We start from the raw sequence: 24,291 nt of genomic DNA, 5'->3' as shown, positions 1-24,291 counted from the left end.
ATATGGCGACGATTATTTTGACCGCGCTTGGCACGGCCATTGGCGGGCCGCTGGGCGCTGCGGTGGGCGGGCTGATCGGCAATGCGTTCGATCATGCGGTGCTGTTCAAGCCCAAGGGGGTCGAAGGGCGGCGGCTGACCGACATGCAGGTGCAGACGTCGACCTATGGGTCGCAGGTGCCGAAACTGTTCGGGAGCTTGCGGGTCGCGGGAACGGTGATCTGGGCGACGGACCTCAAGGAAACAAAGCACAAGAGCGGCGGCGGCAAGGGGCGGCCCAGCGTGACGACATACAGCTATTCGGCGAGCTTTGCGGTGGCATTGTCGGCGCGGGCGGTGCGGGCTGTGCGGCGGATCTGGGCCGACGGGAATTTGCTGCGCGGGGCGGCGGGGGACTTCAAGACGGAATTGGGGGCTTTTCGGCTGCATGCGGGCGGTGAGGACCAGGCGGTCGATCCGCTGATCGCAGCGGCGGAGGGGATGGCGCTGACGCCGGGGCATCGGGGGATGGCCTATGCGGTGTTCGAGGATCTGGCGCTGGCGGATTATGGCAATCGGATTCCTTCGCTGACCTTTGAGGTCGAGGCGGATGCGGCGGCTGTGGAATTGGGGGCGCTGGCGGCGGAGTTGAGTGGCGGGCTGTTGACGGGCGAGGGGTTGACGGCGGTCGAGGGGCTGGCGGCGGGTGGCGCGGATGTGGGCGAAGCGCTGGCCCCGCTGGCGGAGGCGTTCGATCTGGCCTTTGTAGCGGAAGAGGTAGGGTTGCGCTGGGTGGCGCCTGCGGTGGCGGGTGATGCGGAGATTGGCGCGGGGGCTTTGTGCCGGTCGATCAATGGCCGGATGCTGGATGCTGTCGAGCAATCGGGCGGTTCGGCCGATGCCGTGCCGGTGGCTTTGGCGGTTCGCTATTATGATGCGGCGCGGGACTATCAGGCGGGCGTGCAGCGGGTGAGCAGGCCGGGGCCGGGGCGGGCGGAGCAGGGGCTGGAACTGCCGGTCGTGTTGTCGGGGGATGATGCGCGGGGACTGGCGGCGCGGAAGCTGGGGCGGGTCTGGACCGGGCGATCGGCGATGACCTTGCGCTGCGGCTGGGAGGCGCTGGGGCATGGGCCGGGCGAGGTGGTGACGGTGGAGGGACTGCCGGGCCTGTGGCGGATCGAGGAGCGCGAGTGGGAGGCGATGGCCGTGCGGTTGAGCCTGCGGCGCGTGCCGGGCGCGGGTGGGGCAATTCCCGGCGGCACCTCTTCGGGCAGTATCGTGCGGCAGGCGGATCGGCCGCATGGGCCGACGACCTTGATGCTGGTGGACCTGCCGTCGATCAGGGAGAGCGCGGCGACGGCGCCGGTCATCGTGGCGGCGGCGAGCGGCGGGGAGGGCTGGCGCGGCGCGGCGCTGTTCACCATCGGCGCGACCGGAGAGGCGCTGCCCGCTGGCCGGACGGCGCCGCGGGCGGTGATGGGGCGGGTGGATACAGGACTGCGTCGCGGCAGCTCGGCGCTGATCGATGCGGTTCACGGCTTTGAGGTGACGTTGCTGGCGGAGGACATGGCGCTGGGCGGGGCGGATGAGGGGGCGCTGGCGCAGGGGCGCAACCTCTGTCTGGTCGGGCGGGAAGTCGTCCAGTTTGCCGAGGCCGAGCAAATCGGGGAGGCGCGCTATCGGCTGAGGGGGCTGCGGCGAGGATTGTTCGGGACCGAGTGGGCGATGGACGATCATGCTCCAGGCGAGCGCTTTCTGTTGCTGGAGGAGGACCGGCTGGCCGAGCCGTTCGCGGTGCAGGGCGGCGCGGCGGAGATCGGCGGCAGCGTCCGGGTCGCGGCGGTCGGCATCGGGGATGTCGGGCCGGTCGAGGCGGCGCTGACGGTCAGCGGCGAGGCGGTGACGCCGCCTGCGCCGGTGCATGTGCGGGCGCAGGCCGATGGGGTCGGCGGCTGGACCATCGGATGGACGCGGCGGAGCCGGATCGGATGGCGCTGGGTGAGCGGCGCGGATGTGCCGCTCGGCGAGGATCGGGAAAGCTATGAGGTGCGGGTGCTTGTCGCGGGCGAGCTGGTGCGGCGGATCGTTCTGGACCGGCCCGGCTGGACCTATGACGCGGCGCTGCTGGAGGCGGACCGGGACGGCACGGGAGAACTGGCCGTCGAAATCCGGCAGGTCGGGTCGCAGGCGATGGGGCGCGCGGCGCGGATCGTTCTGGCGGGCTGAGCGTATGGATGGAAAGGGCAATTGAATCATGGTGATGGACGCGACTTTTCGCTGGGCGCTGCCGCAGCTTTTCGCCGGTCAGGCGCAGAAGGAACTGTTTCACAATGAGGCGCTGACGCGGATCGACATGCTGCTGCACGGCGCGGTGGCGAGCGCCGATGAGAGTGTGCCGCCGGACGCGCCGGCAATCGGGGATTGCTGGATCGTGGCGCCGGGTGCTTCGGGAGACTGGGCCGGCCGCGAAGGGACGGTGGCCTGTTGGACCGAAGGGGGGTGGCGGTTCGTCGCGCCCCGGGCGGGGCTTGCGCTCTGGGTGGCGGACCGGGGCCATGGCATGGCGCATGACGGCGCGGCATGGCATGACGGGGCGGTGCGGGCGGATGGGTTGCATATCGCAGGTAGCCGGGTGGTCGGGGCGCGCGGCGCGGGGATCGCCGATCCATCCGGCGGCGCGACCGTCGACCCGGAAGCGCGGGCCGCCATCGCGGGAATTTTGGATGCGATGCGGACGCATGGGCTGATCGATGCATGACTTGGCGTTCATATTCCTTTTACCAAGAGGGGCATTCGAATTAGCCTGAGGGGGCGGGCAAGAGGGTTAACTGCGTTATTTTTGCAACAGTTTTGCCAAATGTGGACTTGCCATGAAACTTTCTAGCCGATACATGGTTTCAGCAGTCCTTCGTGACACTTTTGAAAGGGGAATTCAGATGCGGAAGCTTGCCCTCGCGGCTGTGCTTGCGACCAGCGCCCTGGCCACTCCGGCCCTGGCGCGTGACAATAGCTGGTATGTCGGCATCGACTCCGGCGTTGTTCTGGTCGAAGATCAGGATGCCAGCATCAACGGCGTGAAAGCCGACGGCTCCATCGACTATCATAAGGGCTGGGATGGCGACGCCAATATTGGCTATGACTTCGGTGGTTTCCGTCTGGAAGCCGAAGCAGCCTATAAGCGCGCCAAGGTCGATCTCGACAAGACTGGCTTCGGTGGTTCGGCTTCGGCTCTGTCGTTCATGATGAACGGCTTGCTCGACTTCGGTCCCGATGACGGCCTGCAGGGCTTCGTCGGCGGCGGTGTCGGCGTTTCGCGCGGCAAGATCGCCAACGACATCGTCAACGATTCCGACACCGGCTTCGCCTGGCAGGCGATTGCGGGCGTTCGCTATCCGCTGACCAACCATGTCGACGTCTCGTTGAAGTATCGCTTCTTCAACCAGGACGATATCAAGGTCATTCCGGCCTATACCGACCTGAACTATGGCACTGGCGTTGTCGCCGGCGACACGATCAAGACCAAGCTGCGCACGCACAGCCTGCTGCTGGGTCTGACCTACAACTTCGGTGGCGAACCGGCTGCTCCGCCGCCGCCGCCGCCGCCGCCGCCCCCGCCGCCGCCTCCCCCGCCGCCCCCGCCGCCGCCGGTGGCCGAGTGCAGCCCTGGGCCGTACATCGTCTTCTTCGAATGGGACAAGTCGGACATCACGCCTGACGCCGCCACCATTCTGGACAACGCGGTTTCGGCCTACAGCAACTGCGGCAGCGCCCAGGTCATGCTGGCGGGTTATGCGGACCGTTCGGGTTCGGCCTCGTACAACGTTGGCCTGTCCCAGCGTCGTGCCGATGCCGTCAAGGCCTACATGGCTTCGAAGGGCATCCCCGATGGCGTGATGACGACCCAGGCGTTCGGTGAAGCGAACCCCCGCGTCGAAACCGCCGACGGCGTTCGCGAACTGCAGAACCGTCGCGTGGAAATCACCTACGGTCCGGGTTCGGGTCAGTAATCGGATTATCCGTCCTTCGGGATGGAAAAGGATTGAGGGGCCGGTCGAAAGACCGGCCCCTTTTTCTTTGGCGCTTTGAGAGGGGCGCAGGCTGGCCGCGCGATCGCAAAAGGGATCACAATTCAGATCGCTTAGGCAACAAATGCGGATCTGTGGCGTTGGCTAAACAGCTTGGAGCATCGTGCGGAAAAACGGGAACCGGTTTTAGCTGCGCTGAACTGTGTTTCCGCATAAAAGGATGCGACAACAAAAACTTGGAGCGCGCGACCTGCGTCCGATTTGACGCAATGCGCTCTGATCATCGGGAGTTCCATGCAGATGAAAAACTTCGCTATCGCCATGGCCTTGCCGTTGGCCGCCCTTGCTTCGGCTTGCGCTACCCCTGCTGCGTCGTCGGCGGAGCCTGCGTCCCGCACGGCGCCGATGGCCCATGCGACACTGCTGGCCGGTGACGGTGCGGCACGAGGGACCGCCATGGTCACCGAGGCGGCCGATGGGTTGCACGTGATGGTCAAGGCGCAGGGGCTGACGCCGGGCATGCATGCGGTCCATATCCACGCCACGGGCGCGTGCACGGGGCCGGACTTCACCAGCGCGGGCGGCCATTGGAACCCGACCAGTCACAAGCATGGCAAGGACAATCCGCAGGGCATGCATATGGGTGACATGCCGAACATGATCGCGGGTGCCGATGGTGCGGGCGAACTGGAATATGTCATTCCCGGCGGCGCTATCCGTGGCGGTGCGACGCCTTTGCTCGATAGCGACGGCGCGGCGGTCGTCATCCATGCGCAGGCGGACGATTACAAGACCGATCCGGCGGGCAATGCCGGCGGGCGCGTCGCTTGCGGCGTGTTGTCGGCGGATTAGGTTTTTGGGTTCGGCGCGACGGGGCGTCGCGCCGAAGAGAGGTCAAGCGTCGGCCCGATAGCGTTCGACCATGTGATAGGTCGGGCCTGTCTGACCGAGATGGCTTTCGAACAGGGCGAAGTCCTCGACGGTGAAGGATGCGCTCGCAAGGGCGGCGTGGCGGGCCATGAACGCGTCCATGGACGCGGCGGTCCGGCCGAAGCGGGCAAGCGTGACATGCGGGAAATAGCTGCGGTCGTCCGGTGGGAGGCCGGCGCGGACGCAGGCGCGGTCGATTTTATGATGCAACTGGGTAAGCGGATCGCGCGGTTGGACGCCAGCCCATAGGGTGTGGACGCGGCCCTTGCGGTCGAAGCAACCGACTCCGGAAAGAGCGATGTCAAAGGGAGTGAATCGCACTGCACCCAGCGCGTCGGCGATGTCGTCGGCCTGGGGACGGTCGACTTCGCCCACGAAGCGCAAGGTGAGGTGCAATTGATCGTCGTCCTGCCATCGCGCGCCCATGATCCCGTTCATCGAGGCCAGCAAGCTGGCGCGGATTGGGGCAGGGGGGCGGATGGCGACGAAAAGGCGGTGCATGATCGTCCCATAGCGGTTCCGTCCCGATAAGTCAGGTTGCGCTCCGTGCTTGAATTGGCGGCGGGATGAGCCGATAATAGGGGGGAACCGGCCAAGATGATGCCGGTGAAGGAGATTGTCTCATGGCCAATTGGTCCGATCCGCGTTCCGACATTGCGGGTTTTGGCGGCACGACCGTTGCGCGCGGGGAGGCGTATGACGCTGGTCTGCGCAGCTATATGCTGTCGGTTTACAATTATATGGCGAGCGGCGTGTTGCTGACCGGCCTGGTCGCGATGCTGTTCGCGTCGAGCGGCCTTGCCTATCAGATACTGGCTGGTCCCGGCATCTTGAAATATGTCATCATGTTCGCGCCGCTGCTGTTCGTGATGGTCATGAGTTTCGGCATGAACCGGTTGTCGACTGTCGCGATGCAGGCGATGTTCTGGGCCTATGCCGCGGTGATGGGCCTGTCGCTTTCGTCCATCCTGCTCGTCTATACCGGAACGTCGGTTGCGCAGACCTTCTTCGCGACGGCGGCGGCTTTTGCGGGATTGAGCCTGTGGGGCTATACGACGAAGCGCGACCTTTCGGCCTTTGGCACCTTCCTGATCATGGGCGTGGTCGGCTTGCTGGTCGCGAGCCTCATCAACCTGTTTTTCAAGTCGAGCGCGATGAATATGGTCATCAGCTTCATCGGCGTGCTGCTGTTCGCGGGTCTGACCGCCTATGACACGCAGAAGATCAAGAGCATCTATGCCTATGTCGCGGGCACGGACATGATGGGCAAGTCGGTGGTGATGGGGGCGCTGAACCTCTATCTCGACTTCATCAACATGTTCCTGTTCCTGCTGCGCTTCATGGGCAACCAGCGCAACTGAGGGCAGGCTTGCCAAGTCAAGGAAAGGCCCGGCGGAGTGGTTCGCCGGGCCTTTTGCTTTATGCGGGCTTCTGCATCTGCGCGATCAGGGCGTTGTCCAGTTCCTTCTGCCGCTGATAGGCCGGGCGCTCGCGCAGGCGGGCGGCATAGGCTTCGAAGCTGGGGCGGGTCGGAATGGTGCCGAAGCTGAGGCCCCAGTCGATCTGGGAGCCGACATAGACATCGGCGGCGGTGAACCGGCCGCCGCAAATCCAGGCGGGACCGGAAACGGCGCGTTCCAGAGCGTCGATGGCATGGTCGAACGTGCCGTAGCCCGCCATGCGTTCGCGGCCTTCAGGGATGGCGAAACCGAGTGCTTTGTTGGTTACGGCAGCCTCGACCGGACCGGCGGCGAAAAAGAGCCAGCGATAATAATCGGCGCGACTGTCGGTGGGGGGCGCAAGGCCAGCGGCGGGGAAGGCGTCGGCGAGATAGGCGCAGATGGCGGCGCATTCCGTCACCACCTTGCCTGCGTGGACGATGGCGGGAACCTTGCCCATCGGGTTGATCGCCAGATAATCGGGCGACTTCATGCTGCTTTCATAGTCCAGAATGACCATCTCATAGGGCTGGCCGACTTCCTCCAGCATCCAGCGGGCGATTTGGCCGCGTGACATGGGGTTGGTGTAGAAGGTGATGCTATTGGACATTGGGCCTCTCCCATCCTGCCTGGCTGGATGAGTGTAGCAGCCCCTGAGCCGAGCCGAGAGGGGGGCCGGTCAATTCCATCACGAAAATGGGGCGACCCAGATGGGCCGCCCCTCTTTTTTCCGTCATTCGGCGGGTGGGATTATTTTGCCGATTCCGCAGGCTTCGCCTTGCCGCCCTTCTTGCCCTTTTTGGGGGCGGCGGGGCTGATTTCGAAGGCGAGGGCGTCGTCCTTCAGCCGGACATGGACCTCACCGCCATGGACGAGCTTGCCGAACAGCAGTTCCTCGGCCAGCGGCTGCTTGATCTTCTCCTGCATCAGGCGGCCCATCGGGCGCGCGCCGTAGAGCTTGTCATAGCCGCGCTTGGTGAGCCATGCCTTGGCATCGTCGTCCAGTGTGATGTGGACGTCGCGGTCGGCCAGTTGCAGCTCCAGTTGGAGGATGAACTTGTCGACCACGCGGGCGACGATTTCCGGCGGCAGATAGCCGAAGGGCACGACCGCATCCAGGCGGTTGCGGAATTCCGGGGTGAAGAGCTTCTTCACCGCGTCTTCCTGCACATCCTCGCGGGTCAGTTCACCGAAGCCGATGCTTTCCTTCGCCATGTCCGACGCCCCGGCGTTGGTGGTCATGATGAGGATGGTGTTGCGGAAATCCACCGTCTTGCCGTGGTGATCGGTCAGGCGGCCATTGTCCATCACCTGAAGCAGGATGTTGAACAGGTCGGGATGCGCCTTTTCGATCTCGTCCAGCAGCAGGACGCTGTGCGGGTTCTGGTCGACCGCATCGGTCAGCAGGCCGCCCTGGTCATAGCCGACATAGCCCGGAGGCGCGCCGATCAGGCGGCTGACCGAGTGGCGTTCCATATATTCCGACATGTCGAAACGCTGGAGCGGGATGCCGAGCAGATGGGCAAGTTGCCGCGCAACCTCCGTCTTGCCGACGCCGGTGGGGCCGGAGAAGAGATAGTTGCCGATCGGCTTGTCGGGATCGCGCAGGCCCGCCCGCGACAGCTTGATCGCGGAGGACAATATTTCGATCGCGCGGTTCTGGCCAAAGACGACGCGCTTGAGATCCGTGTCGAGCGTTTCGAGGACAGACTTGTCGTCCGCCGAGACGGTCTTGGGGGGGATGCGGGCCATGGTCGCGATGACCTGCTCGATCTCCTTGGGCGTGATCGTCTTCTTGCGCTTGCTGGGCACGACCAGCATCTGCATCGCGCCGACCTCATCGATCACGTCGATCGCCTTGTCCGGCAGCTTGCGGTCGTTGATGTAGCGCGCCGACAGTTCCACCGCCGCCTTGATCGCGTCGGGGGTGTATTTGACGTTATGATGCTCCTCAAAGGCGCTGCGCAGTCCGGCGAGAATCTTGATCGTGTCCTCGACCGTGGGTTCGTTAACGTCGATCTTCTGGAACCGGCGCAGCAGGGCGCGGTCCTTCTCGAAATGGTTGCGGAACTCCTTGTAGGTGGTTGAGCCGATGCAGCGAATGGTGCCGCCCGACAGGGCGGGCTTGAGCAGGTTCGAGGCATCCATCGCGCCGCCGCTGGTCGCGCCAGCACCGATCACCGTATGGATCTCATCGATGAAGAGAACCGCGTGCGGCATCTTCTCCAGTTCGGTGACGACCGCCTTCAGGCGTTCCTCGAAATCGCCGCGATAGCGGGTGCCGGCAAGCAGCGCGCCCATGTCGAGCGAGTAGATCACCGCTTCCTTGAGCACATCGGGAACCTCGCCCTCGACGATCTTGCGCGCCAGCCCTTCCGCAATGGCGGTCTTGCCCACGCCCGGATCGCCCACATAGAGCGGGTTGTTCTTCGACCGGCGGCAGAGGATCTGGATCGTCCGGTCGACTTCGGCCGCGCGGCCGATCAGTGGGTCAACCTTGCCCCGCATCGCCTTCTCATTGAGGTTGACGGTGAACTGCTCCAAGGCACTGTCCTTCTTGCCCTTGCTGTCCTGCGCCTTCTTTTCCTCTTCCTGCGCGCCCTTGGTTTCGCGGGTTTCGGGCGCTGCGGTGCCCTTGCCCACGCCATGGCTGATATAGCTGACCGCATCGAGGCGGCTCATATCCTGCTGCTGGAGGAAATAGACGGCATAGCTTTCCCGCTCGGAGAAAAGCGCGACGAGCACATTGGCTCCCGTCACTTCATCCTTGCCGGATGACTGGACATGCAGGATTGCGCGCTGGACGACGCGCTGGAAGCCGCTGGTGGGGGAAGGATCGCTCGCCCCTTCCACCTTCAGGCTGTCCAGTTCCGTGTCGAGATATTGCGTCACCGCATCGGAAAGCTCACCAAGCTCCACACCGCAGGCCTGCATCACCTTCGACGCATGTTCATCGTCGATCAGCGCGAGCAGCAAATGCTCCAGCGTCGCATATTCGTGACGACGCTCCGATGCGTGGGTCAGCGCATTATGCAGGGTGGTTTCAAGGGCGGGTGCGAAAGATGGCATGTCTTTTATACTCCTGACCCCGAGGAGGGGCTGTACTTGAACCATATGTCGGCATTGCTCGGCGGTTGATCAAGATGGGCATCCTGATCACCGGAATTGCCAGACTGCCCATACCCGGTGAAGCCTTCGGCAAGGCCGCAGGGGGCGGGGCGCGGGTTCATCGCTTGAATAACGCCTCGGCACTTGCTTTGTGGTTAACGGCGCTTTCAATCTTCGATCGGGTTCGGGCGATTTCACCCTCCAGCGCGCGAATGCGCGCTTCAAGATCAGCCACGGAAAGCGGACCCAGATTCTGTCGAAGCAGCAGGGTCAGCGGATCATCAGCCTTTCTGGGCAGATCGTCATCCATGTCCATGTCTTGCAATGTTGACCCTGCGGATCAGTCTGTCAATAAGGCCTTCATTCCGCCCGTCGATTGAGGCGCGGTGCAACTTTGACGGCGGGGGCGCCAGTGACGGTTGAGAACGCAATTCCGGGCGACATGATGGCCATCGGCATAGCTGCTCCGGGCGGGCCGGAGGCGCTGGTGCCGGAACGGCGGCCGGTTCCGGTGCCCGGGCCCGACGAAGTGCTGATCAAGGTGGCGGCCGCGGGGGTGAATCGGCCGGATGCGATGCAGCGGCAGGGTAAATATCCGCCGCCGCCGGGGGCGTCCGACATTCCGGGGCTGGAGGTTTCCGGCACCATCGTCGCCGCCGGCGGGAGTGCCGAATTGCTGATCGGGCAGCGGGTGTGCGCGCTGCTGCCCGGCGGCGGCTATGCCGAATATGCGGTGGCGCCTGCGGGCCAGTGCCTGCCCGTGCCCGACGGCTATGATCTGGTCGAGGCGGCGGCGCTGCCCGAGACGCTGTTCACCGTATGGAGCAACCTGTTCGAGCGCGCCTATGTGGTGGAGGGCGATACGGTACTGGTCCATGGCGGCACCAGCGGCATCGGCACCATGGCGATTTCGCTCTGCAAGCTGTTCGACATCACCACCATCGTCACCTGCGGCAGTGACGAAAAATGCGAACGGGCCAGGGCCTGGGGCGCGGACCATGCGATCAATTACCGCAGCCAGGATTTCGTCGAGGAGGTGAAGCGCATCACCGGCGGACAGGGCGTGCAGGGGGTTCTGGACATGGTCGGCGGCGATTATGTTCCGCGCAACATCCAATGCATGGCCGAAGACGGGCGCCATGTGTCCATCGCCGTGATGAGCGGGCCGAAGGCCAGCGTTTTTCTGCCGACGATCATGAGCAAGCGGTTGACGCTGACCGGGTCGACGCTGCGGCCGCGCTCGGTCGCGTTCAAGAGCCTGGTGGCCGATGAACTGATGCGGGTGGTCTGGACCTTCGTCGAGCAGGGCAGGTTGCGGCCAGCCATGGACAGCCGTTTTCCGCTGGCCGATGCAGCCAGGGCCCATGCGCGCATGGATGCGGGCGACCATTTCGGGAAGATCGTGCTGACCCTCTGACACCCCGCAAAGCGTAGCATTTCCGTCATATTTGGTGCGGAATTGTAACATAGCGGCGCTATGGATTCGCTCCTGAGGGAAACAGCTCAGGGGCCGCATCATGAACGCCATCACGCGCCTGCCTTTTCTGGCGGACTTTGGCTTGTCGGAGGGGGATGACGCCGCCGACGACAAGTTCACCATTCCCGAACGGGAGGGGCAGCGTCGCCGTTATCGCACCATCTGGATTTCGGACATCCACCTCGGCACGCGCGGCTGCAACGCGAAGATGCTGATCGACTTCCTCGACAGCGTGGACAGTGACACCATGTATCTGGTCGGCGACATCATCGACGGCTGGAAACTGAAGAGGCGCTTCTATTGGCCTGCGGCGCATAATGATGTGGTGTGGCGCGTGATGAAGCGGGCCAAGCGCGGCACCCGCGTCGTCTATATCCCCGGCAATCATGACGAGATGTTCCGCCAGTTCACCGGTCTCAGTTTCGGCGGCGTGGAAATCCGGCGCAAGGCGATCCATGAAACCGCCGATGGCCGCAAGCTGCTGGTGCTGCATGGCGATGAGTTCGACACGATCATGCTCGCGCATCGCTGGCTCGCCTTTGTGGGTGACGCGGCCTACACCATGCTGATGCGCGTCAATGTTGTCGTGAACGCGGTGCGCCAGCGCATGGGACTGCCCTATTGGTCGCTCAGCAAAATGGCCAAGCACAAGGTCAAGAACGCGGTCGAGTTCATCTCCCGCTTCGAGGAAGTGGTGGCGCATGAAGCTGGATCGCGCGGCGTCGACGGCGTGGTCTGCGGTCACATCCACAATGCCGAAATCCGCGAGATCGCGGGTGTCCAATATTATAATGACGGCGACTGGGTCGAAGGCTGCACCGCGCTGGTCGAACATTTTGACGGCCGGATGGAAGTGTTGCACTGGGTCGAAGAGATCGCCAAGCGGACTGCCGGCGAACCCGCGCGGATCGCGGCCTGACAGGCGTGGAGCGGATGCGCCCATCCCCCATGCGGATCGTCATCGTCACCGACGCTTGGAACCCGCAGGTCAACGGCGTCGTCCGCACGCTCCAGACCATCCAGGCGGAACTGGAGCGGATGGGGCATGAAGTGAAGGTGATCTCGCCCGATCTTTTCGGCTCGATCCCCTGTCCGACCTATCCCGAAATCCGGCTGGCCTTCGCCCGTTCGACGGTGATGGGGCGGATGATCGCTGCGTTTCGGCCTGACGCGGTGCATCTCGCCACCGAAGGGCCGCTTTGCCTCGCTGCCCGGCGCTGGTGCCTGCGCAGCGGCATCCGCTTCACCACGGCCTATCACACCCATTTCCCCGATTATGTGGCGCAGCGCACCGGCCTGCCCGCGTCCTGGTTCTGGCGCTATATCCGCTGGTTCCACGGCCCGGCCGAAGCCGTCCTGGTATCGACCGGATCGGTCAGGCAGCAATTGCGCGCCCATGGACTGGCGCAGGTGCGGCCCTGGGGCAGGGGCGTGGACCTTTCCGCCTTCACGCCTGCTGCGATGCCGCCCGCCGCCTTTGGGAGCCTGCCGCGTCCGATCCAGCTCTATGTCGGGCGCGTCGCCGTGGAGAAGAATCTGGAAGCCTTTCTCGCCAGCGACCATCCCGGCACCAAGGTCGTCGTGGGCGACGGTCCAGCCCGAGCGATGCTGGAAAAGGCATATCCTCAGGCCCGTTTCCTGGGGCCGATGTTCGGCGCGGACCTGGCGGGCGCCTATGCGGGCGCCGATGTCTTCGTCTTCCCCAGCCGCACGGACACATTCGGGCTGGTCATGATCGAGGCGCTGGCCTGCGGCACGCCCGTCGCCGCCTATCCCGTCACGGGTCCCATCGATATCGTCACGCCGGAGACCGGCGCGCTGTCCGACCGGCTGGAGGATGCCATCGCCGCCGCCCTGACCCGCGACCGGCATGCCTGCGCCGCTTATGGGCAAGGTTTCAGCTGGGAACGCAGCGCGCAGGAATTTCTCAACGGCCTGCACAATATCGACCCGGACGTGCTGGACAGCGCCGCCTGACGCTTTTCCTTGCCCGGCGCGGCGGGATGCACTATCTCAGGTCGGGCGTGGCCGCCCTGCTTGGGCGGCCCTTATCGTTTTTAGTGCCGGAGAATTCCCGTGTCCCAGCCTCTCATGCCCCATGCGACCGCCAGCTGGCTGGTCGACAACAGCGCCCTGAGCTTCGATCAGATCGCGGAATTTTGCGGGCTGCACATTCTGGAAGTGCAGGCGATCGCCGACGATACCGCCGGCACCAAATATACCGGCCGTGACCCGGTCCGCGCCCATGAAATCACCATGGAAGAGATTCACAAGGGCGAGGCGAACCCCGATTACCGCCTGAAGATGCTGAAAGGCCCCGAGCCGGTCCGCCGGACCAAGGGGCCGCGCTACACGCCGGTGTCCAAGCGTCAGGACAAGCCCGATGGCATCGCCTGGATCCTGCGCAACCATCCGGAAATTTCGGACGGCGCCATCGGCAAGCTGATCGGCACCACCCGCACCACCATCGCCGCGATCCGCGACCGCACCCACTGGAACATCTCCAACATCGTGCCCAAGGACCCGGTGACGCTGGGCCTCTGCTCGCAGCGGGAACTGGATGCGCTGGTCGCCAAGGCCGCGAAGAAGGCGGGCATCGAAACGCCGACCGATTCGCGTCTGGATGGCGACCGCGAGGCGCTGATCAACGAACTGCGCCGCGAGCGTGAGGACGCGTCCCGCCGCGCGGAAGAGGCGCTGAAGGCTGAATCCGACCTCATTTCGGGCGTTGCCAAAATCCTCGATCCGTTCAGCGACAATAAGGGCCATGTCTGATGCCGTAACGTCATTCCGTCGCTGACGGAGTGATGGCCGGACATCCGCCGAAAAGGCCGCGCCTCGGCAAGGAGGCGCGGCCTTTTTCGTCGGGCTTTACGCTTGCGTAAAGGGAAGGGGTGACTTACACCTGTTGCCATGGAGAGCAGCGAAAATATCTGGAAAACCCGTTACAATCACCCCTCAGCCTGGGAGCAGGCATTCCCCCCTCTGTCCATGGTCGACATGGTGGTGGGCAGTGCGACGGCCAACCCCGATGCGGCGATGATCGACTTCATGGGGCGCAAGACGACCTATGGCGACATGCTCCGCATCATCCGGCGCGTCGCCAGGGGCTTGCAGGATCTGGGCATTCGGCAGGGCGATCGGGTGGGCCTCTACCTCCCCAACGTGCCGCATTATGTCGCGGCCTATTATGGCGCGATGATGGCCGGAGCCACGGTCGTCAACTTCTCGCCCCTCTACACCGCTGCCGAACTGGAACATCAGGTCGAGGACAGCGGCACGAAGATCCTCTTCACCCTGTCGGCGAAGGCGTTGTTGCCGACCGCGCTGGAGGTGCTGGACAACAGCAGCCTGGAGCGGCTTGTCGTCGGCTGCGTGGCGGAGGTTCTGCCCCCGGCCAAGTCGGTCCTCTTCCGCCTCTTCAAGCGCGCCGAGACCGCCCATGTCCCGCACGATCCGCGCATCACCCATTATGCCCAGCTGCTGCGCCATGGCGAAGACGCCGCGCCGGTTGCCATCGACCCGGAAAATGACGTTGCCCTGCTGCAATATACCGGCGGCACCACGGGCCGGCCCAAGGGCGCGATGCTCACCCATCAGAATCTGACCGCCAATGCCCGGCAGGTCCGCCTGATCGATCCGCATCCCGAAGCGCCTGACCGCATATTGGCGGTGCTGCCCTTCTTCCATGTCTTCGCCAACACCTGCGTCCTGAACCGCACGGTGCTGAATGGCGGGGAGATGGTGATGCTGCCCCGCTTCGATGGGACGCAGGTTCTGGCCGCGCTTCAGCGGACCAAGGCGACCTCGCTGCCCGGCGTGCCGACCATGTATCAGGCGCTGCTCGATCATCCGGCGACGCCCAATATCGACTTCTCCTCGCTGCGCCTCTGCATTTCCGGCGGAGCGCCGCTGCCGCTGGAGGTCAAGCAGCGGTTCGAGGCGCTGACCGGCTCGAAACTGGTCGAAGGCTATGGCCTGACCGAAAGCAGTCCGGTCGTCTGCTCCAATCCCTATGAGGGGCTGAACAAGGCCGGCACCGTGGGGCAGCCGGTCCCCGGCACCCGCGTCAAGCTGGTCGACCGGGAGGACCCGACCCGCCCGCCACCTGACGGCGAACCGGGCGAACTGGTCTTTGCCGGGCCGCAGATCATGAAGGGCTATTGGCAGCGACCGGATGCCGATGCGGAAGTGTTCGTCGACGGCTGGCTGCGCACGGGCGACGTCGGACTGATCGACGAGGACGGCTATGTGAAGATCGTCGACCGGCTGAAGGACATGATCGCGGTCGGCGGCTTCAAGGTCTTCCCCAGCCAGGTCGAGGCGGTCCTCTACCATCATCCGGCGGTCAAGGAAGCGCTGGTGATCGGCATCCCCGACCCCTATCGCGGCGAGTGTCCCAAGGCTTTCGTAACGCTTCAGGAGGGCGCGGAGATTGACGGCGGGGCGCTCAAGGAGTGGCTCAATCCCCAACTCGGCAAGCATGAGCGGGTGAGCGAGGTCGAAGTGCGCCTGAACCTTCCCAAGACGCTGGTCGGCAAGCTGTCCCGCAAGGAACTGGTGGCGGAGGAGCGGGCCAAGGCGGAAAGCGCGAAGGCGCAGACTGGAACGGCGGCCTGACAGTCCCTATCTGTGCGGGCCATGCTATGAGCAGGGCAGGATAAGGACGGACAAATGGCGGAAGAGATCGCAACCCTGGCCGGCGGTTGTTTCTGGTGCACCGAGGCGGTGTACCAGAACCTCAAGGGCGTGAAGGCTGTCGAAAGCGGTTATATCGGCGGCATGCTGCCCGATCCGACCTATGAGCAGGTGTGCTCCGGCGCGACCGGCCATGCCGAGGCGATCCGCGTCCGCTATGACCCTGCGGTTATCAGCTATGGCGATCTGCTGGACATTTTCTTCGCCACCCATGACCCGACGACGCTGAACCGTCAGGGCAATGACATCGGCACCCAATATCGCTCCGCAATCTTTCCCCATTCGCCTGAACAGGCGGCGGAGGCAAAGGCGGGCATCGAGCGCGCGCAGGTCGATCAGGCGAACCCCATCGTCACCGCCATAGAGCCGGACGCTCCCTGGTATCCGGCCGAGGATTATCACCAGAAATATTGGGAACGGGCAGGGGACCGCAATCCCTATTGCATGGCCGTGATCCCGCCCAAACTCGCCAAGCTCCGCAAGGGCTTTGCCGAGCGTATCGACGGTTAATAGCAAGGCGCTGAGATGCTGACGCATCACGCCTTGGACATGCTCAAGCGCCGCACGGGCTTACCCAAAGCCCGATGAGTCAAGCTCATCGAGCTTTGGTATACCGTTCGTCGCCAACGGCTTGCCCTTGCCGTTTACGTCTTTAGGTTGCGATCCAGAGGCAAGCCGGGGAAGGCGAATGAAACGGATAATGTTGCTCACGACGCCGGCGCTGTTGCTGATCCTGCCCGGCTGTATCGCCCGGACGGCGGCGAATGTGGTCACCCTGCCGGTGCGCGCCGGCGGGCAGGTGGTCGACTGGAGCACGACCAGCCAGGAAGAGGCCGACCGCAATTACGGCCGCAAGATGCGCAAACAGGAAGCGCGTGATGCTCACGAACGCAAGAAAGAGGAAGAGCAGCGCCGCCGTGAATGCCGTCGTGCCGGCTATGACAATTGCGGGTAAGGAGGAATCGGTCCTAAGCCGCCGCCCGCTTCAGCCTGTCGTTGATCGCCACCCCGATCCCCTCATTCGGAATCGGCGCCACCGCGATCCGTTCGGCCGCGCTGGCGTCCGCAATGTGCAGCGCTGCGAATAGATTGGCCGCAGCCTCCCGCACATCGGCATCGGGGCTGAGGTTCATGTGACAGGGCATCAGCCCGAAGCCGATCAGATATTCGTCCTTCTCCGCCTTCAGCGCGTTCAGCCGCACTGGCTTGGACGGCGCATAATGGCTTTCGAGCTGGCCCGGCGCCTCGATCTTCGCCTTATCCGTCCCCATGTCCGCGCCCGTTACGACCGGCAGGCGCGTGGCCTGCTGAAGCATCTCCGCGGTTATCGGACCGGGCCGCAGCAAGCGGATGCGCTTCTCCTCCGGCGCGGCGATGGTGGATTCCACGCCCTCGCTGGTCGGGCCTTCGTCGAGGATCATGCGGATCTTGCCGTTGAGGCTGGCGAGCACATGCTCCGCCCGTGTCGGGCTGATCGACCCGCTGCGATTGGCCGAGGGCGCGGCGAGCGGCCGCCCGCTCTCCCGGATCAGCGCTCGCATCGCCGGATGGGCGGGCAGGCGCAACGCCACGGTGGGCAACCCCGCCGTCACCAGCGGCGACAGGCCGCTGTCGGCCCGGACCGGCAGCACCAGCGTCAGCGCGCCGGGCCAGAAGCGTGCCGCCAGTTTATCGGCCACGGGGGAAAATTCCGCGAGCCGCTCCGCCATGTCCTTGTCCGCGACATGCACGATCAGCGGATTGAAGCTGGGACGCCCCTTGGCGCTGTAGATCGCCGCCACCGCATGGGAATCGGTGGCATCGGCGGCCAGGCCATAGACCGTCTCGGTCGGCACGGCGACGGGTTCGCCCGCACGGATCAGCAATGCCGCCTCGCGCAGCGCTTCGCTGCCATAGCGGCTTATTCGGGTGGAAAAGACTGGATTTGGGATGGTCACGGCCCCGCGATATAAACCTCGCTGGCCGTCAAGTAAAAGGCCATTGCTACAGAAGAATGACATGGCGGCCCTGCTTGCCGATGAAGCAGCGGGGGGTTAAGCGCTGGACCCATGAACGACGCTCTTCTCACCCGCATCGCCGAAGCGCTGGAACGGATCGCGCCGCCGCCTGCTTCCTCTGCCGATCTGGCCGCCGCGCCCAGCTATGTCTGGAACGGCGCCACCATCCGCCCGGTGGAGGCTTTCGCGCCGGTGGATTACGATCTGCTGACCGGCATCGATGCTCAGAAGAGCGCGCTGCTCGAAAACAGCCAGCGCCATGCCGCCGGCCATGCCGCGCATGACGTGCTGCTCTGGGGCGCGCGCGGCACCGGCAAGTCCGCGGTGGTTGCCTCGGTCGTCGGCAAGCTGCAAGCCGAAGGGCAGGACATCGCCCTGCTGCAATGCGCGATCGATGAACTGGCCAGCCTGCCGCAGCTTTTCGCGATCCTGCGCGACTCGCAGCGGCCCTTCATCCTGTTCCTCGACGATCTGGGCTTCGATGAACATGGCGTGGGTGACGCGCGGTCGCTGCGGTCGCTGCTTCAGGGCGGCACGACGGCGCGCCCGGCCAATGTGCGGCTCTATGTCACCTCCAATCGCCGCCATATCGTGCCGCGCCACCTGTCGGAGCAGGACGATCCCGTCAATCCGCGCGACGTTATCGACGACAAGATGGCGCTGTCGGATCGCTTCGGCCTGAGCCTGGGTTTTCACGCCATCGATCAGGACGCTTATGTCGCGATCGTCAGCGGCTATGCGGCAAAACTCGGCCTCGGTTTCGAACCGCTCGACGCGATCCAGTGGGCGACCCAGCGCGGCAGCCGCTCGGGTCGCGTGGCCTGGCAATATGTGGTCGAACTGGCAGGGCGGAATGGCTTGACCGTCTGAGGTCGGCGCCGAACCTTATTTCGCCGGCGTCACCCGCCACACGACCCCGCCCACGTCGTCGCTGACCAGCAACGCGCCCTTGGCATCGGCGGTGACATCCACCGGTCGTCCGCGCGCCTCATTCTTGGCGTCGAGGAAGCCCGTCAGCACGTCGACCGGCTTGGCCTTGCCCACTTCGCCATTGTCGGCAAAGGGTATGAACACCAGCTTGTAGCCCGCCATCGGCTTGCGGTTCCAACTGCCGTGCAGCCCCACGAAAGCGCCGTTGGCATAGGGCGCGCCCAGCGTCACCTTGTCGGCAAAGGCAAGGCCGAGCGGCGCCACATGATTGCCCAGCGCATAATCGGGTCGCTTGGTATATTCGCGGACTTCCGGCCGCTGCGGCTGGACGCGGCGGTCCTCATAACCGCCCCAATAATTCCAGGGCCAGCCATAGAAGCCGCCAAATTCCACCCGCGTCAGATAATCGGGCACCAGATCGCTGCCCAGCATGTCGCGCTCATTGACCACGCCCCACAGCGCGCCGCTTTTCGGTTCGAACGCAAGGCCCACCGGATTGCGCAGCCCCGAAGCATAGATGCGATAGTCGCCGGTCCTGGGATTGACCTCCAGCACGGCGGCGCGATTGGCCTCCGTCTCCAGGTCATTCTCGCCGATATTGCTGTTCGCTCCGACGCCGACATAGAGCAGTCCCTGCGGGCTCGCCACCAAGCTGCGGGTCCAGTGCATGTTCGGCGCCTGCGCCGGCAGGTTCAGGATCTTGCGGCCCTTGTCGCTGATCTTCACCTCGCCCTCCTTATAGGGGAAGGCCATCAGCGCATCGGTATTGGCGACGTACAGCATGTCCCCGACCAGCGCCATGCCATAGGGCGAGTTGAGGCCGGTCAGGAAAGCGGTCTTGGTCTCGGCCTTGCCGTCGCCGTCGGCGTCGCGCAGCAGGGTGATGCGGTTGGCCGAAGGACCACCCGCGCCCGCCTTGTTCATCAGATAGTTCATCACCCGGTTGACGATGCCTGTCGTCGGTCGGGTCGGGCTGTTGGTTTCCGCCACCAGCACGTCGCCATTGGGCAGGCGCAGCAGCGAGCGGGGATGGTCCAGTCCATCGGCAAAGCGATCGACCTTCAGCCCCTTGGCCGGAACGGGTTTTTCCCCCGCCTTCCACGGCATCGCGTCCGCGACGTTCATCGTCGGGATCATCTCGCTGCGCGGACTGGTGAAGACCGGCTCTTTCCCCACATCGGCGCCGTCCGGCAACTGCGCCGTATCGCCGCGCGAAAAATAGAGAAAGGCGCCGCCCAGCAGGACCAGCACGATCAGGGTGAGCGCGATCAGATGCTTCTTCATGGCCCCCCGTTTATGCTTCGATGGTTCGCCCGGCAAGGGCTGGAAATGACGCTATTTCCCGCGTTCACGCAGCCACAGCAGCAGGGCGATGACAAAGCCCAGCGCCGTGCCCGCCAGCAGGCCGAGGCTCGGCTGGCCCAACAGCCCGCCCACTATGGTGCCGCCCAGGATCATCAGCGCGATGATCGCCCCCGCGCCGGTCGGATTTTTGTTCGTCGTCATCGGCCACCCCTTGCCACGCACCGGGCGACAAGACCAGCCGCTTTCCCGTCTGCGCCGTTTCGGGACAGAGGCCGTCCCATCATGGGATGGCTGTCCCGTCATGGGACTTGGCTAACCCGTCGTTCACTCTTCTACCCGGCGGCGCGCCGTCAAAGGGCGAAACTGGCACGGCCATTGAAGAGGATATTCGGGGACTTTCGGGGGTGGCGATGAACATACCATATTTGTGCAGCCGCAAAAGCTATGACGATGCGGCGGAGTTGATCGCGCTCTTTGGCGACAATGCGGGCTATGAGGCTGCCGCGCGGGCGGACCAGAGCCGCGACCGGGGAAATTATATCCGCTTCTGCCACTGGCGGCAGATTGAGCGGCTGATCGTGCTGCTCACGCATGATGCGCCGCTCGGCACCATTCATTGATCGAAGACGGGGCGCCGGATCTGGCGCCCGCTTTTAAAGCCGCAGGCCCGCGGTTTCGGGCAGCCCAGCCAGAATATTGAGATTCTGCACCGCCGCGCCTGCCGCGCCCTTGCCCAGATTGTCGAGCGCCGCGACCAGCCGCGCCTGACCCGTCGCTTCATTGCCGAAGACGAACAGTGCCAGCCGGTCGGTCGCGCCGACATGCTCCAGGGGAACCTGAGTCCTGGCCGCGCTATCCTCCAGCGCTTCCACGCTGACGATGGGCGATCCTTCATAGGCCGCCGCCAGTGCCCCATGCACATCGGCCACCGAGGGCGCGCCCGGCATGGCGCGCAACTGCAACGGCACCTCGACGATCATGCCGCGATAGGCATTGGCCACGGCGGGCGCGAACAGCGGCGGATGACGCAATCCTGAATAGCGCAGCATTTCCGGGCCATGCTTGTGCGCCAGCCCCAGCCCATAGGGCCGGAACGCGCTCGGCGCGCCGTCTGCGCCTTCATATTCCGCGATCATCGACTTGCCGCCGCCCGAATAGCCCGAAGCACCCGACACCGTCACCGGCCAGTCGGCGGGCAGCAGCCCGGCCAGCACCAGCGGTCGCACCAGCGCCAGAAAGCCGGTGGGCCAGCAACCCGGATTGGCAACGAAGCGCGAGGCGGCGAGCTTTTCCCGATGCCCCGGCTCCAGCTCGGCAAAACCATAGGTCCAGCCGTCCGCGACGCGGTGCGCGGTCGATGCGTCGATCACCCGGGTGCGGTCATTGTCGATCAGCGCCACCGCTTCCCGTGCGGCATCGTCGGGCAGGCAGAGGATGACGATATCCGCAGCATTCAGCGCATCCTTGCGCGCCGCCGCATCCTTGCGCCTGTCCGCATCCAAAGTGATGACCGACAGTTCCGGGCGGCCAGCCAGCCGCTCGTTGATTTCGAGGCCGGTGGTTCCGACGCCGCCATCGATGAAAATCCGGGTTGTCATGCGCCGATTCTCCGCCGCGCCAATATGGGGTCCGCATGGTCTGCTGCCAACCGGCCGAGCAGGTCGGCCAGCGGTTCGATCACCACGCTCATCCAATGGGCATTGGCATGCAATATATGTTCGCCGTCGGTCATGATGCCGACATGGCCCGGAAAGAAGACGAAGTCCCCGCGTCGGAGCGCTGCATCCGGCGCGATCGGAGAGCCGACCCCCTCGCGTTGCAAATCGGTATCGCGCGGTACCTTGATGCCGCATTGGCCGAGCGCGACCTGCACCAGCCCCGAACAGTCGATGCCGCGATGGCCGCGCCCGCCCCATACATAGGGCTGGCCCAGATAGGCTTGCGCCACGGCGACCCAATCGCTTGCCAGATCGTCCAGCGGCGCGGCATGGCGCTGATGGACATAGCCATCCGCACAGGCGAAGAAATCGCCCTCGGCTTCCCCGGCGAACCGGGCGCCGCGCGGCCAGTAATCGGCGATGGGCGATTTGATGTCGGGCGCACTGAACAGCGGCGCCGTCCCGGTAACGATTCGGCTGTTGATGGCCTCGCGCGAATCCAGCGCATCCCGCCGGACATAGCCGACATAGCCGTCATGCCCGCAAAAACCCCACGCCCAGTCGGCAGTGACGTCCAGCGCGTGGAAGCTCTCGCCGCGCAGCAATTCGCTAACCGCCTGCGCCTTGGGCGTGTCCGACGCCAGCACCGGCGCGCCGGCCGCCACGCAGGTCAGTTCGACCGCACGGGCATAGTGGGCGGAAAACAGCACCCCGGCGAGCGCCAGATCGGCCAAGTCGCCGCGCGCCGCATGGATGCGCGTATCGAGCTTTACCGATCGGCCATCCAGCTTGAATCGGATACGTTCAGGCGGAGTGGCCCGCGGAGGAGAAGTTGTGGCGTTCATCGCGGCCGGTTCCTGCGATGAAATGGTGAAAGGCGTCAAGAAATTCCGCCCCTTTTGGGGTGCGAGTGATAAAAATATTGCGCCGATCGGCGGAGTCACGCTCCCGCCGCAGGTAACCCAGGGCCGATAATTTGTTCAGCGCCCGCGTAATGACCGGCTTGGAGACATTCAGCGCCTCCGCGAGTCCCCGCACCGTATGGGGCCCGGCACCGATATAGACGGTCAGCATCAGGGCCATTTGCCGATTGGTGAGGTCGGGCTTGCCGGACCGCACATAATCGACCAGCGTGCGCATCCACTGGCTGAGCGGTTTCAGGCCGGGCCGGGTCAGTGCCGCGGCATTATCCTGGGCAGAATGGGCATCCATGACCCCCTAACGCACGATGGCCAATCCGGTTGCGTAACGGCTTGGCCAAAGCGCTTTCTTTTTACTTTTTATGGCCGTAGCGTTCCGCAAGAAGATGGAATGCGGCGCGCAACCCCAACGCCTCGCCGCCCTTGGGCCGCCCCGGCTTGGGCGAAGGTCGCCAGGCGAAAGTGTCAAGGTGCATCCATTGCACATTGTCCGGCACGAAGCGCTTCAGGAACAAAGCCGCCGTGACCGCGCCGGCGAAGCCGCCTTCGCCCGCATTGTTGATATCGGCAATGTCGGACTTCAGCATGTCGGCATAGCCATCCCACAGCGGCAGGCGCCAGCTTGGGTCGTCCACCGCGCTTCCCGCCGCGTCCATCTCCCCGGCGAGCGCGTCGTCATTGGTGAAGAGGGCAGGCAGGTCCGGCCCCAACGCCACCCGCGCCGCACCGGTCAGCGTCGCATAGTCGATGATGAGTTCGGGCCGGCGCTCGCCAGCCGCTTCTTCCGCCGCCAGCGTCAGCGCGTCGCCCAGCACCAGCCGTCCTTCGGCGTCGGTATTGCCGATCTCGACCGTCAGCCCCTGGCGCGTGCGCAATATGTCGCCGGGCCGGAAGGCATTGCCCGAAACCGCATTTTCCGCCGCGGGGATCAGCAGATGCAGCCGCACGGGCAGCCGCGCGCCCATGATGAGCTGCGCCAGCGCCAGCGCATGGGCCGCGCCGCCCATATCCTTCTTCATCAGCCGCATCGCGGCGGACGGCTTGATGTCGAGGCCGCCGCTGTCGAAGCAGATGCCCTTGCCGACGATGGCGACTTTCGGATGTTTGGGATCGCCCCAGCGCAATTCGATCAGACGCGGCGCGAAGCTCTTGTCCGCTGCCTTGCCCACGGCATGGATCATCGGGAAACCCTGTTCCAGCGAATCGCCCTTCGTCACCTTGCATTCGGCGTCGAACCGCTCGGCCAGCTTTTTCGCCGCCGCCTCCAGATCGGCCGGCCCCATGTCGGCGGCGGGCGTATTGACCAGATCGCGAACCAGCGCCACCGCCTCGGCCAACCGGACCGCAGGCTCGATCTGCGCCACTTCGCCGGTGAGCAGCACCCGCGCTCCGGTGGCGGCTTCATCCTTGCGGTAGCGGTCGAAGCGATATTGCCCGGTCAGCCAGCCCAGCATCGCCGCGCCGGGCGCGCCCTCGGCCAGCCGGTAAAGCCCTTCCGGCAGCGTCTCGGCCAGCCGGGCGAGGCACCACGGCCCCAGCTTCTCGCGCGCGGCGACGCCCGCGACGATAAACCAGTCGGACGGGCCGTCACCGGGCAGCAGTACATGTTCATGCGCCTTGCCCTTGAATTTCTGCGCCGCGATCAGCGTCCGTACCCGCTCCGGCTGGCTCCCCAGCCACTCGTCCAGATTCTTCGCATCCACGATCTGGATCGAATGGGCGGGTTGGTGGTTATCGGCTTTGAGCAGGTCGGAAAAAGCAGTCATGATCGTGATGTTGTGGACAAAGGCGGCGGCGATGGAAAGGGCATTTTTCGTCGCCCCTTC

25 protein-coding genes are annotated in these 24,291 nt (G+C 64.7%); 14 read left to right on the top strand and 11 right to left on the bottom strand.

Translation table 11 applies throughout. The features are described from left to right. Nucleotides 1-2: 2 nt before the first annotated feature. The 4 genes from F7P65_RS11590 to F7P65_RS11575 all read left to right on the top strand — a co-directional run bounded on the left by F7P65_RS11590 (nucleotide 3) and on the right by F7P65_RS11575 (nucleotide 4,855). On the top strand, nucleotides 3-2,204 hold the full coding sequence (locus tag F7P65_RS11590; RefSeq protein WP_150291897.1) for a phage tail protein: 2,202 nt from the start codon (nucleotides 3-5) through the stop codon (nucleotides 2,202-2,204). A 28-nt stretch (nucleotides 2,205-2,232) separates the two neighbouring features. Next, nucleotides 2,233-2,736 carry a DUF2793 domain-containing protein gene (locus F7P65_RS11585; RefSeq protein WP_150291896.1) on the top strand — a complete coding sequence of 168 codons (504 nt, stop codon included), beginning with the start codon at nucleotides 2,233-2,235 and terminating at the stop codon, nucleotides 2,734-2,736. 178 nt (nucleotides 2,737-2,914) lie between these two features. Continuing rightward, entirely contained in the window at nucleotides 2,915-3,985 is a 1,071-nt protein-coding gene (locus F7P65_RS11580) for an OmpA family protein (RefSeq protein ID WP_150291895.1), read from the top strand. A gap of 318 nt (nucleotides 3,986-4,303) precedes the next feature. After that, the gene (locus tag F7P65_RS11575; RefSeq protein WP_150291894.1) at nucleotides 4,304-4,855 is read left to right on the top strand and encodes a superoxide dismutase family protein; all 552 of its coding nucleotides are present in this window, start codon (nucleotides 4,304-4,306) and stop codon (nucleotides 4,853-4,855) included. 42 nt (nucleotides 4,856-4,897) lie between these two features. Here F7P65_RS11575 and thpR read toward each other — a convergent pair whose 3' ends face one another. Then, on the bottom strand, nucleotides 4,898-5,434 hold the full coding sequence (gene thpR, locus F7P65_RS11570; RefSeq protein ID WP_150291893.1) for an RNA 2',3'-cyclic phosphodiesterase: 537 nt from the start codon (nucleotides 5,432-5,434) through the stop codon (nucleotides 4,898-4,900). Between the two features lie 122 nt (nucleotides 5,435-5,556). On the opposite strand from thpR, the gene F7P65_RS11565 reads away from it, so the two are divergent. Continuing rightward, nucleotides 5,557-6,294 carry a Bax inhibitor-1/YccA family protein gene (locus F7P65_RS11565; protein ID WP_150291892.1) on the top strand — a complete coding sequence of 246 codons (738 nt, stop codon included), beginning with the start codon at nucleotides 5,557-5,559 and terminating at the stop codon, nucleotides 6,292-6,294. A gap of 58 nt (nucleotides 6,295-6,352) precedes the next feature. Here the strand turns inward: F7P65_RS11565 and F7P65_RS11560 are convergent, their stop codons facing one another. The 3 genes from F7P65_RS11560 to F7P65_RS11550 all read right to left on the bottom strand — a co-directional run bounded on the left by F7P65_RS11560 (nucleotide 6,353) and on the right by F7P65_RS11550 (nucleotide 9,796). Next, nucleotides 6,353-6,982 (bottom strand): glutathione S-transferase family protein, encoded by a 630-nt coding sequence (locus tag F7P65_RS11560; protein ID WP_150291891.1) that lies wholly within the window; start codon nucleotides 6,980-6,982, stop codon nucleotides 6,353-6,355. A 140-nt stretch (nucleotides 6,983-7,122) separates the two neighbouring features. After that, the gene (gene clpA / locus F7P65_RS11555; RefSeq protein WP_150291890.1) at nucleotides 7,123-9,441 is read right to left on the bottom strand and encodes an ATP-dependent Clp protease ATP-binding subunit ClpA; all 2,319 of its coding nucleotides are present in this window, start codon (nucleotides 9,439-9,441) and stop codon (nucleotides 7,123-7,125) included. 157 nt (nucleotides 9,442-9,598) lie between these two features. After that, complete coding sequence (locus tag F7P65_RS11550) at nucleotides 9,599-9,796, bottom strand: DUF1192 domain-containing protein (protein ID WP_150291889.1); 198 nt, start codon at nucleotides 9,794-9,796, stop codon at nucleotides 9,599-9,601. 126 nt (nucleotides 9,797-9,922) lie between these two features. Here F7P65_RS11550 and F7P65_RS11545 point away from each other — a divergent pair, with 126 nt between their 5' ends. The 7 genes from F7P65_RS11545 (at nucleotide 9,923) to F7P65_RS11515 (ending at nucleotide 16,610) form a co-directional block, all read left to right on the top strand. Next, nucleotides 9,923-10,897 carry an NAD(P)H-quinone oxidoreductase gene (locus F7P65_RS11545; RefSeq protein WP_150291974.1) on the top strand — a complete coding sequence of 325 codons (975 nt, stop codon included), beginning with the start codon at nucleotides 9,923-9,925 and terminating at the stop codon, nucleotides 10,895-10,897. A 100-nt stretch (nucleotides 10,898-10,997) separates the two neighbouring features. Continuing rightward, the gene (locus F7P65_RS11540) at nucleotides 10,998-11,876 is read left to right on the top strand and encodes a UDP-2,3-diacylglucosamine diphosphatase (protein ID WP_150291888.1); all 879 of its coding nucleotides are present in this window, start codon (nucleotides 10,998-11,000) and stop codon (nucleotides 11,874-11,876) included. 29 nt (nucleotides 11,877-11,905) lie between these two features. After that, nucleotides 11,906-12,934 carry a glycosyltransferase family 4 protein gene (locus tag F7P65_RS11535; RefSeq protein WP_150291973.1) on the top strand — a complete coding sequence of 343 codons (1,029 nt, stop codon included), beginning with the start codon at nucleotides 11,906-11,908 and terminating at the stop codon, nucleotides 12,932-12,934. 114 nt (nucleotides 12,935-13,048) lie between these two features. Beyond that, entirely contained in the window at nucleotides 13,049-13,732 is a 684-nt protein-coding gene (locus tag F7P65_RS11530; protein WP_150291972.1) for a DUF1013 domain-containing protein, read from the top strand. A 138-nt stretch (nucleotides 13,733-13,870) separates the two neighbouring features. Further along, nucleotides 13,871-15,577 carry a long-chain-fatty-acid--CoA ligase gene (locus F7P65_RS11525; RefSeq protein ID WP_150291887.1) on the top strand — a complete coding sequence of 569 codons (1,707 nt, stop codon included), beginning with the start codon at nucleotides 13,871-13,873 and terminating at the stop codon, nucleotides 15,575-15,577. Between the two features lie 54 nt (nucleotides 15,578-15,631). Further along, the gene (gene msrA / locus F7P65_RS11520; protein ID WP_150291886.1) at nucleotides 15,632-16,165 is read left to right on the top strand and encodes a peptide-methionine (S)-S-oxide reductase MsrA; all 534 of its coding nucleotides are present in this window, start codon (nucleotides 15,632-15,634) and stop codon (nucleotides 16,163-16,165) included. Nucleotides 16,166-16,343: 178 nt separating this feature from the next. After that, nucleotides 16,344-16,610 carry a hypothetical protein gene (locus F7P65_RS11515; RefSeq protein ID WP_150291885.1) on the top strand — a complete coding sequence of 89 codons (267 nt, stop codon included), beginning with the start codon at nucleotides 16,344-16,346 and terminating at the stop codon, nucleotides 16,608-16,610. Between the two features lie 13 nt (nucleotides 16,611-16,623). Here F7P65_RS11515 and F7P65_RS11510 read toward each other — a convergent pair whose 3' ends face one another. Beyond that, nucleotides 16,624-17,592 carry an L-threonylcarbamoyladenylate synthase gene (locus F7P65_RS11510; protein WP_150291884.1) on the bottom strand — a complete coding sequence of 323 codons (969 nt, stop codon included), beginning with the start codon at nucleotides 17,590-17,592 and terminating at the stop codon, nucleotides 16,624-16,626. 111 nt (nucleotides 17,593-17,703) lie between these two features. Here F7P65_RS11510 and F7P65_RS11505 point away from each other — a divergent pair, with 111 nt between their 5' ends. Next, nucleotides 17,704-18,522 (top strand): ATP-binding protein, encoded by an 819-nt coding sequence (locus tag F7P65_RS11505; RefSeq protein ID WP_150291883.1) that lies wholly within the window; start codon nucleotides 17,704-17,706, stop codon nucleotides 18,520-18,522. A gap of 15 nt (nucleotides 18,523-18,537) precedes the next feature. Here F7P65_RS11505 and F7P65_RS11500 read toward each other — a convergent pair whose 3' ends face one another. Both F7P65_RS11500 and F7P65_RS22025 read right to left on the bottom strand, forming a co-directional pair. Continuing rightward, on the bottom strand, nucleotides 18,538-19,866 hold the full coding sequence (locus F7P65_RS11500) for a PQQ-dependent sugar dehydrogenase (RefSeq protein WP_150291882.1): 1,329 nt from the start codon (nucleotides 19,864-19,866) through the stop codon (nucleotides 18,538-18,540). Between the two features lie 51 nt (nucleotides 19,867-19,917). Further along, the gene (locus tag F7P65_RS22025) at nucleotides 19,918-20,088 is read right to left on the bottom strand and encodes a hypothetical protein (RefSeq protein WP_162854603.1); all 171 of its coding nucleotides are present in this window, start codon (nucleotides 20,086-20,088) and stop codon (nucleotides 19,918-19,920) included. A gap of 209 nt (nucleotides 20,089-20,297) precedes the next feature. Here F7P65_RS22025 and F7P65_RS11495 point away from each other — a divergent pair, with 209 nt between their 5' ends. Further along, a complete protein-coding gene (locus F7P65_RS11495; protein ID WP_205452047.1) occupies nucleotides 20,298-20,507 on the top strand; it encodes a hypothetical protein in 210 nt (69 codons plus the stop codon). 33 nt (nucleotides 20,508-20,540) lie between these two features. On the opposite strand, the gene argC is transcribed toward F7P65_RS11495, so the two are convergent. The 4 genes from argC to F7P65_RS11475 all read right to left on the bottom strand — a co-directional run bounded on the left by argC (nucleotide 20,541) and on the right by F7P65_RS11475 (nucleotide 24,231). Then, nucleotides 20,541-21,485 (bottom strand): N-acetyl-gamma-glutamyl-phosphate reductase, encoded by a 945-nt coding sequence (gene argC, locus F7P65_RS11490; protein WP_150291881.1) that lies wholly within the window; start codon nucleotides 21,483-21,485, stop codon nucleotides 20,541-20,543. Then, nucleotides 21,482-22,390 (bottom strand): C40 family peptidase, encoded by a 909-nt coding sequence (locus tag F7P65_RS11485; protein ID WP_150291880.1) that lies wholly within the window; start codon nucleotides 22,388-22,390, stop codon nucleotides 21,482-21,484. The genes argC and F7P65_RS11485 overlap by 4 nt, the downstream gene beginning before the upstream one ends. Then, on the bottom strand, nucleotides 22,350-22,757 hold the full coding sequence (locus F7P65_RS11480; protein ID WP_150291879.1) for a MarR family winged helix-turn-helix transcriptional regulator: 408 nt from the start codon (nucleotides 22,755-22,757) through the stop codon (nucleotides 22,350-22,352). Before F7P65_RS11480 ends, F7P65_RS11485 begins: the two co-directional genes overlap by 41 nt. Nucleotides 22,758-22,818: 61 nt before the next feature. Further along, complete coding sequence (locus F7P65_RS11475; RefSeq protein ID WP_150291878.1) at nucleotides 22,819-24,231, bottom strand: leucyl aminopeptidase family protein; 1,413 nt, start codon at nucleotides 24,229-24,231, stop codon at nucleotides 22,819-22,821. Nucleotides 24,232-24,291 lie beyond the last annotated feature (60 nt).

Origin of the sequence: Sphingobium estronivorans, from assembly GCF_008692605.1 — a bacterium.
Taxonomy (GTDB): Bacteria; Pseudomonadota; Alphaproteobacteria; order Sphingomonadales; family Sphingomonadaceae; genus Sphingobium; species Sphingobium estronivorans.
This window is presented reverse-complemented; position numbering and strand designations above follow the sequence as displayed.

Excerpts from the sequence above, each read along its gene's own strand:
- F7P65_RS11590 (WP_150291897.1), top strand. The coding sequence starts at position 3 with ATGGCGACGATTATTTTGACCGCGCTTGGCACGGCCATTGGCGGGCCG.
- F7P65_RS11585 (WP_150291896.1), top strand. The coding sequence starts at position 2,233 with ATGGTGATGGACGCGACTTTTCGCTGGGCGCTGCCGCAGCTTTTCGCC.
- F7P65_RS11580 (WP_150291895.1), top strand. The coding sequence starts at position 2,915 with ATGCGGAAGCTTGCCCTCGCGGCTGTGCTTGCGACCAGCGCCCTGGCC.
- F7P65_RS11575 (WP_150291894.1), top strand. The coding sequence starts at position 4,304 with ATGAAAAACTTCGCTATCGCCATGGCCTTGCCGTTGGCCGCCCTTGCT.
- thpR (WP_150291893.1), bottom strand. The coding sequence starts at position 5,434 with ATGCACCGCCTTTTCGTCGCCATCCGCCCCCCTGCCCCAATCCGCGCC.
- F7P65_RS11565 (WP_150291892.1), top strand. The coding sequence starts at position 5,557 with ATGGCCAATTGGTCCGATCCGCGTTCCGACATTGCGGGTTTTGGCGGC.
- F7P65_RS11560 (WP_150291891.1), bottom strand. The coding sequence starts at position 6,982 with ATGTCCAATAGCATCACCTTCTACACCAACCCCATGTCACGCGGCCAA.
- clpA (WP_150291890.1), bottom strand. The coding sequence starts at position 9,441 with ATGCCATCTTTCGCACCCGCCCTTGAAACCACCCTGCATAATGCGCTG.
- F7P65_RS11550 (WP_150291889.1), bottom strand. The coding sequence starts at position 9,796 with ATGGACATGGATGACGATCTGCCCAGAAAGGCTGATGATCCGCTGACC.
- F7P65_RS11545 (WP_150291974.1), top strand. The coding sequence starts at position 9,923 with ATGATGGCCATCGGCATAGCTGCTCCGGGCGGGCCGGAGGCGCTGGTG.
- F7P65_RS11540 (WP_150291888.1), top strand. The coding sequence starts at position 10,998 with ATGAACGCCATCACGCGCCTGCCTTTTCTGGCGGACTTTGGCTTGTCG.
- F7P65_RS11535 (WP_150291973.1), top strand. The coding sequence starts at position 11,906 with ATGCGGATCGTCATCGTCACCGACGCTTGGAACCCGCAGGTCAACGGC.
- F7P65_RS11530 (WP_150291972.1), top strand. The coding sequence starts at position 13,049 with ATGCCCCATGCGACCGCCAGCTGGCTGGTCGACAACAGCGCCCTGAGC.
- F7P65_RS11525 (WP_150291887.1), top strand. The coding sequence starts at position 13,871 with ATGGAGAGCAGCGAAAATATCTGGAAAACCCGTTACAATCACCCCTCA.
- msrA (WP_150291886.1), top strand. The coding sequence starts at position 15,632 with ATGGCGGAAGAGATCGCAACCCTGGCCGGCGGTTGTTTCTGGTGCACC.
- F7P65_RS11515 (WP_150291885.1), top strand. The coding sequence starts at position 16,344 with ATGAAACGGATAATGTTGCTCACGACGCCGGCGCTGTTGCTGATCCTG.
- F7P65_RS11505 (WP_150291883.1), top strand. The coding sequence starts at position 17,704 with ATGAACGACGCTCTTCTCACCCGCATCGCCGAAGCGCTGGAACGGATC.
- F7P65_RS11500 (WP_150291882.1), bottom strand. The coding sequence starts at position 19,866 with ATGAAGAAGCATCTGATCGCGCTCACCCTGATCGTGCTGGTCCTGCTG.
- F7P65_RS22025 (WP_162854603.1), bottom strand. The coding sequence starts at position 20,088 with ATGACGACGAACAAAAATCCGACCGGCGCGGGGGCGATCATCGCGCTG.
- F7P65_RS11495 (WP_205452047.1), top strand. The coding sequence starts at position 20,298 with ATGAACATACCATATTTGTGCAGCCGCAAAAGCTATGACGATGCGGCG.
- argC (WP_150291881.1), bottom strand. The coding sequence starts at position 21,485 with ATGACAACCCGGATTTTCATCGATGGCGGCGTCGGAACCACCGGCCTC.
- F7P65_RS11485 (WP_150291880.1), bottom strand. The coding sequence starts at position 22,390 with ATGAACGCCACAACTTCTCCTCCGCGGGCCACTCCGCCTGAACGTATC.
- F7P65_RS11480 (WP_150291879.1), bottom strand. The coding sequence starts at position 22,757 with ATGGATGCCCATTCTGCCCAGGATAATGCCGCGGCACTGACCCGGCCC.
- F7P65_RS11475 (WP_150291878.1), bottom strand. The coding sequence starts at position 24,231 with ATGACTGCTTTTTCCGACCTGCTCAAAGCCGATAACCACCAACCCGCC.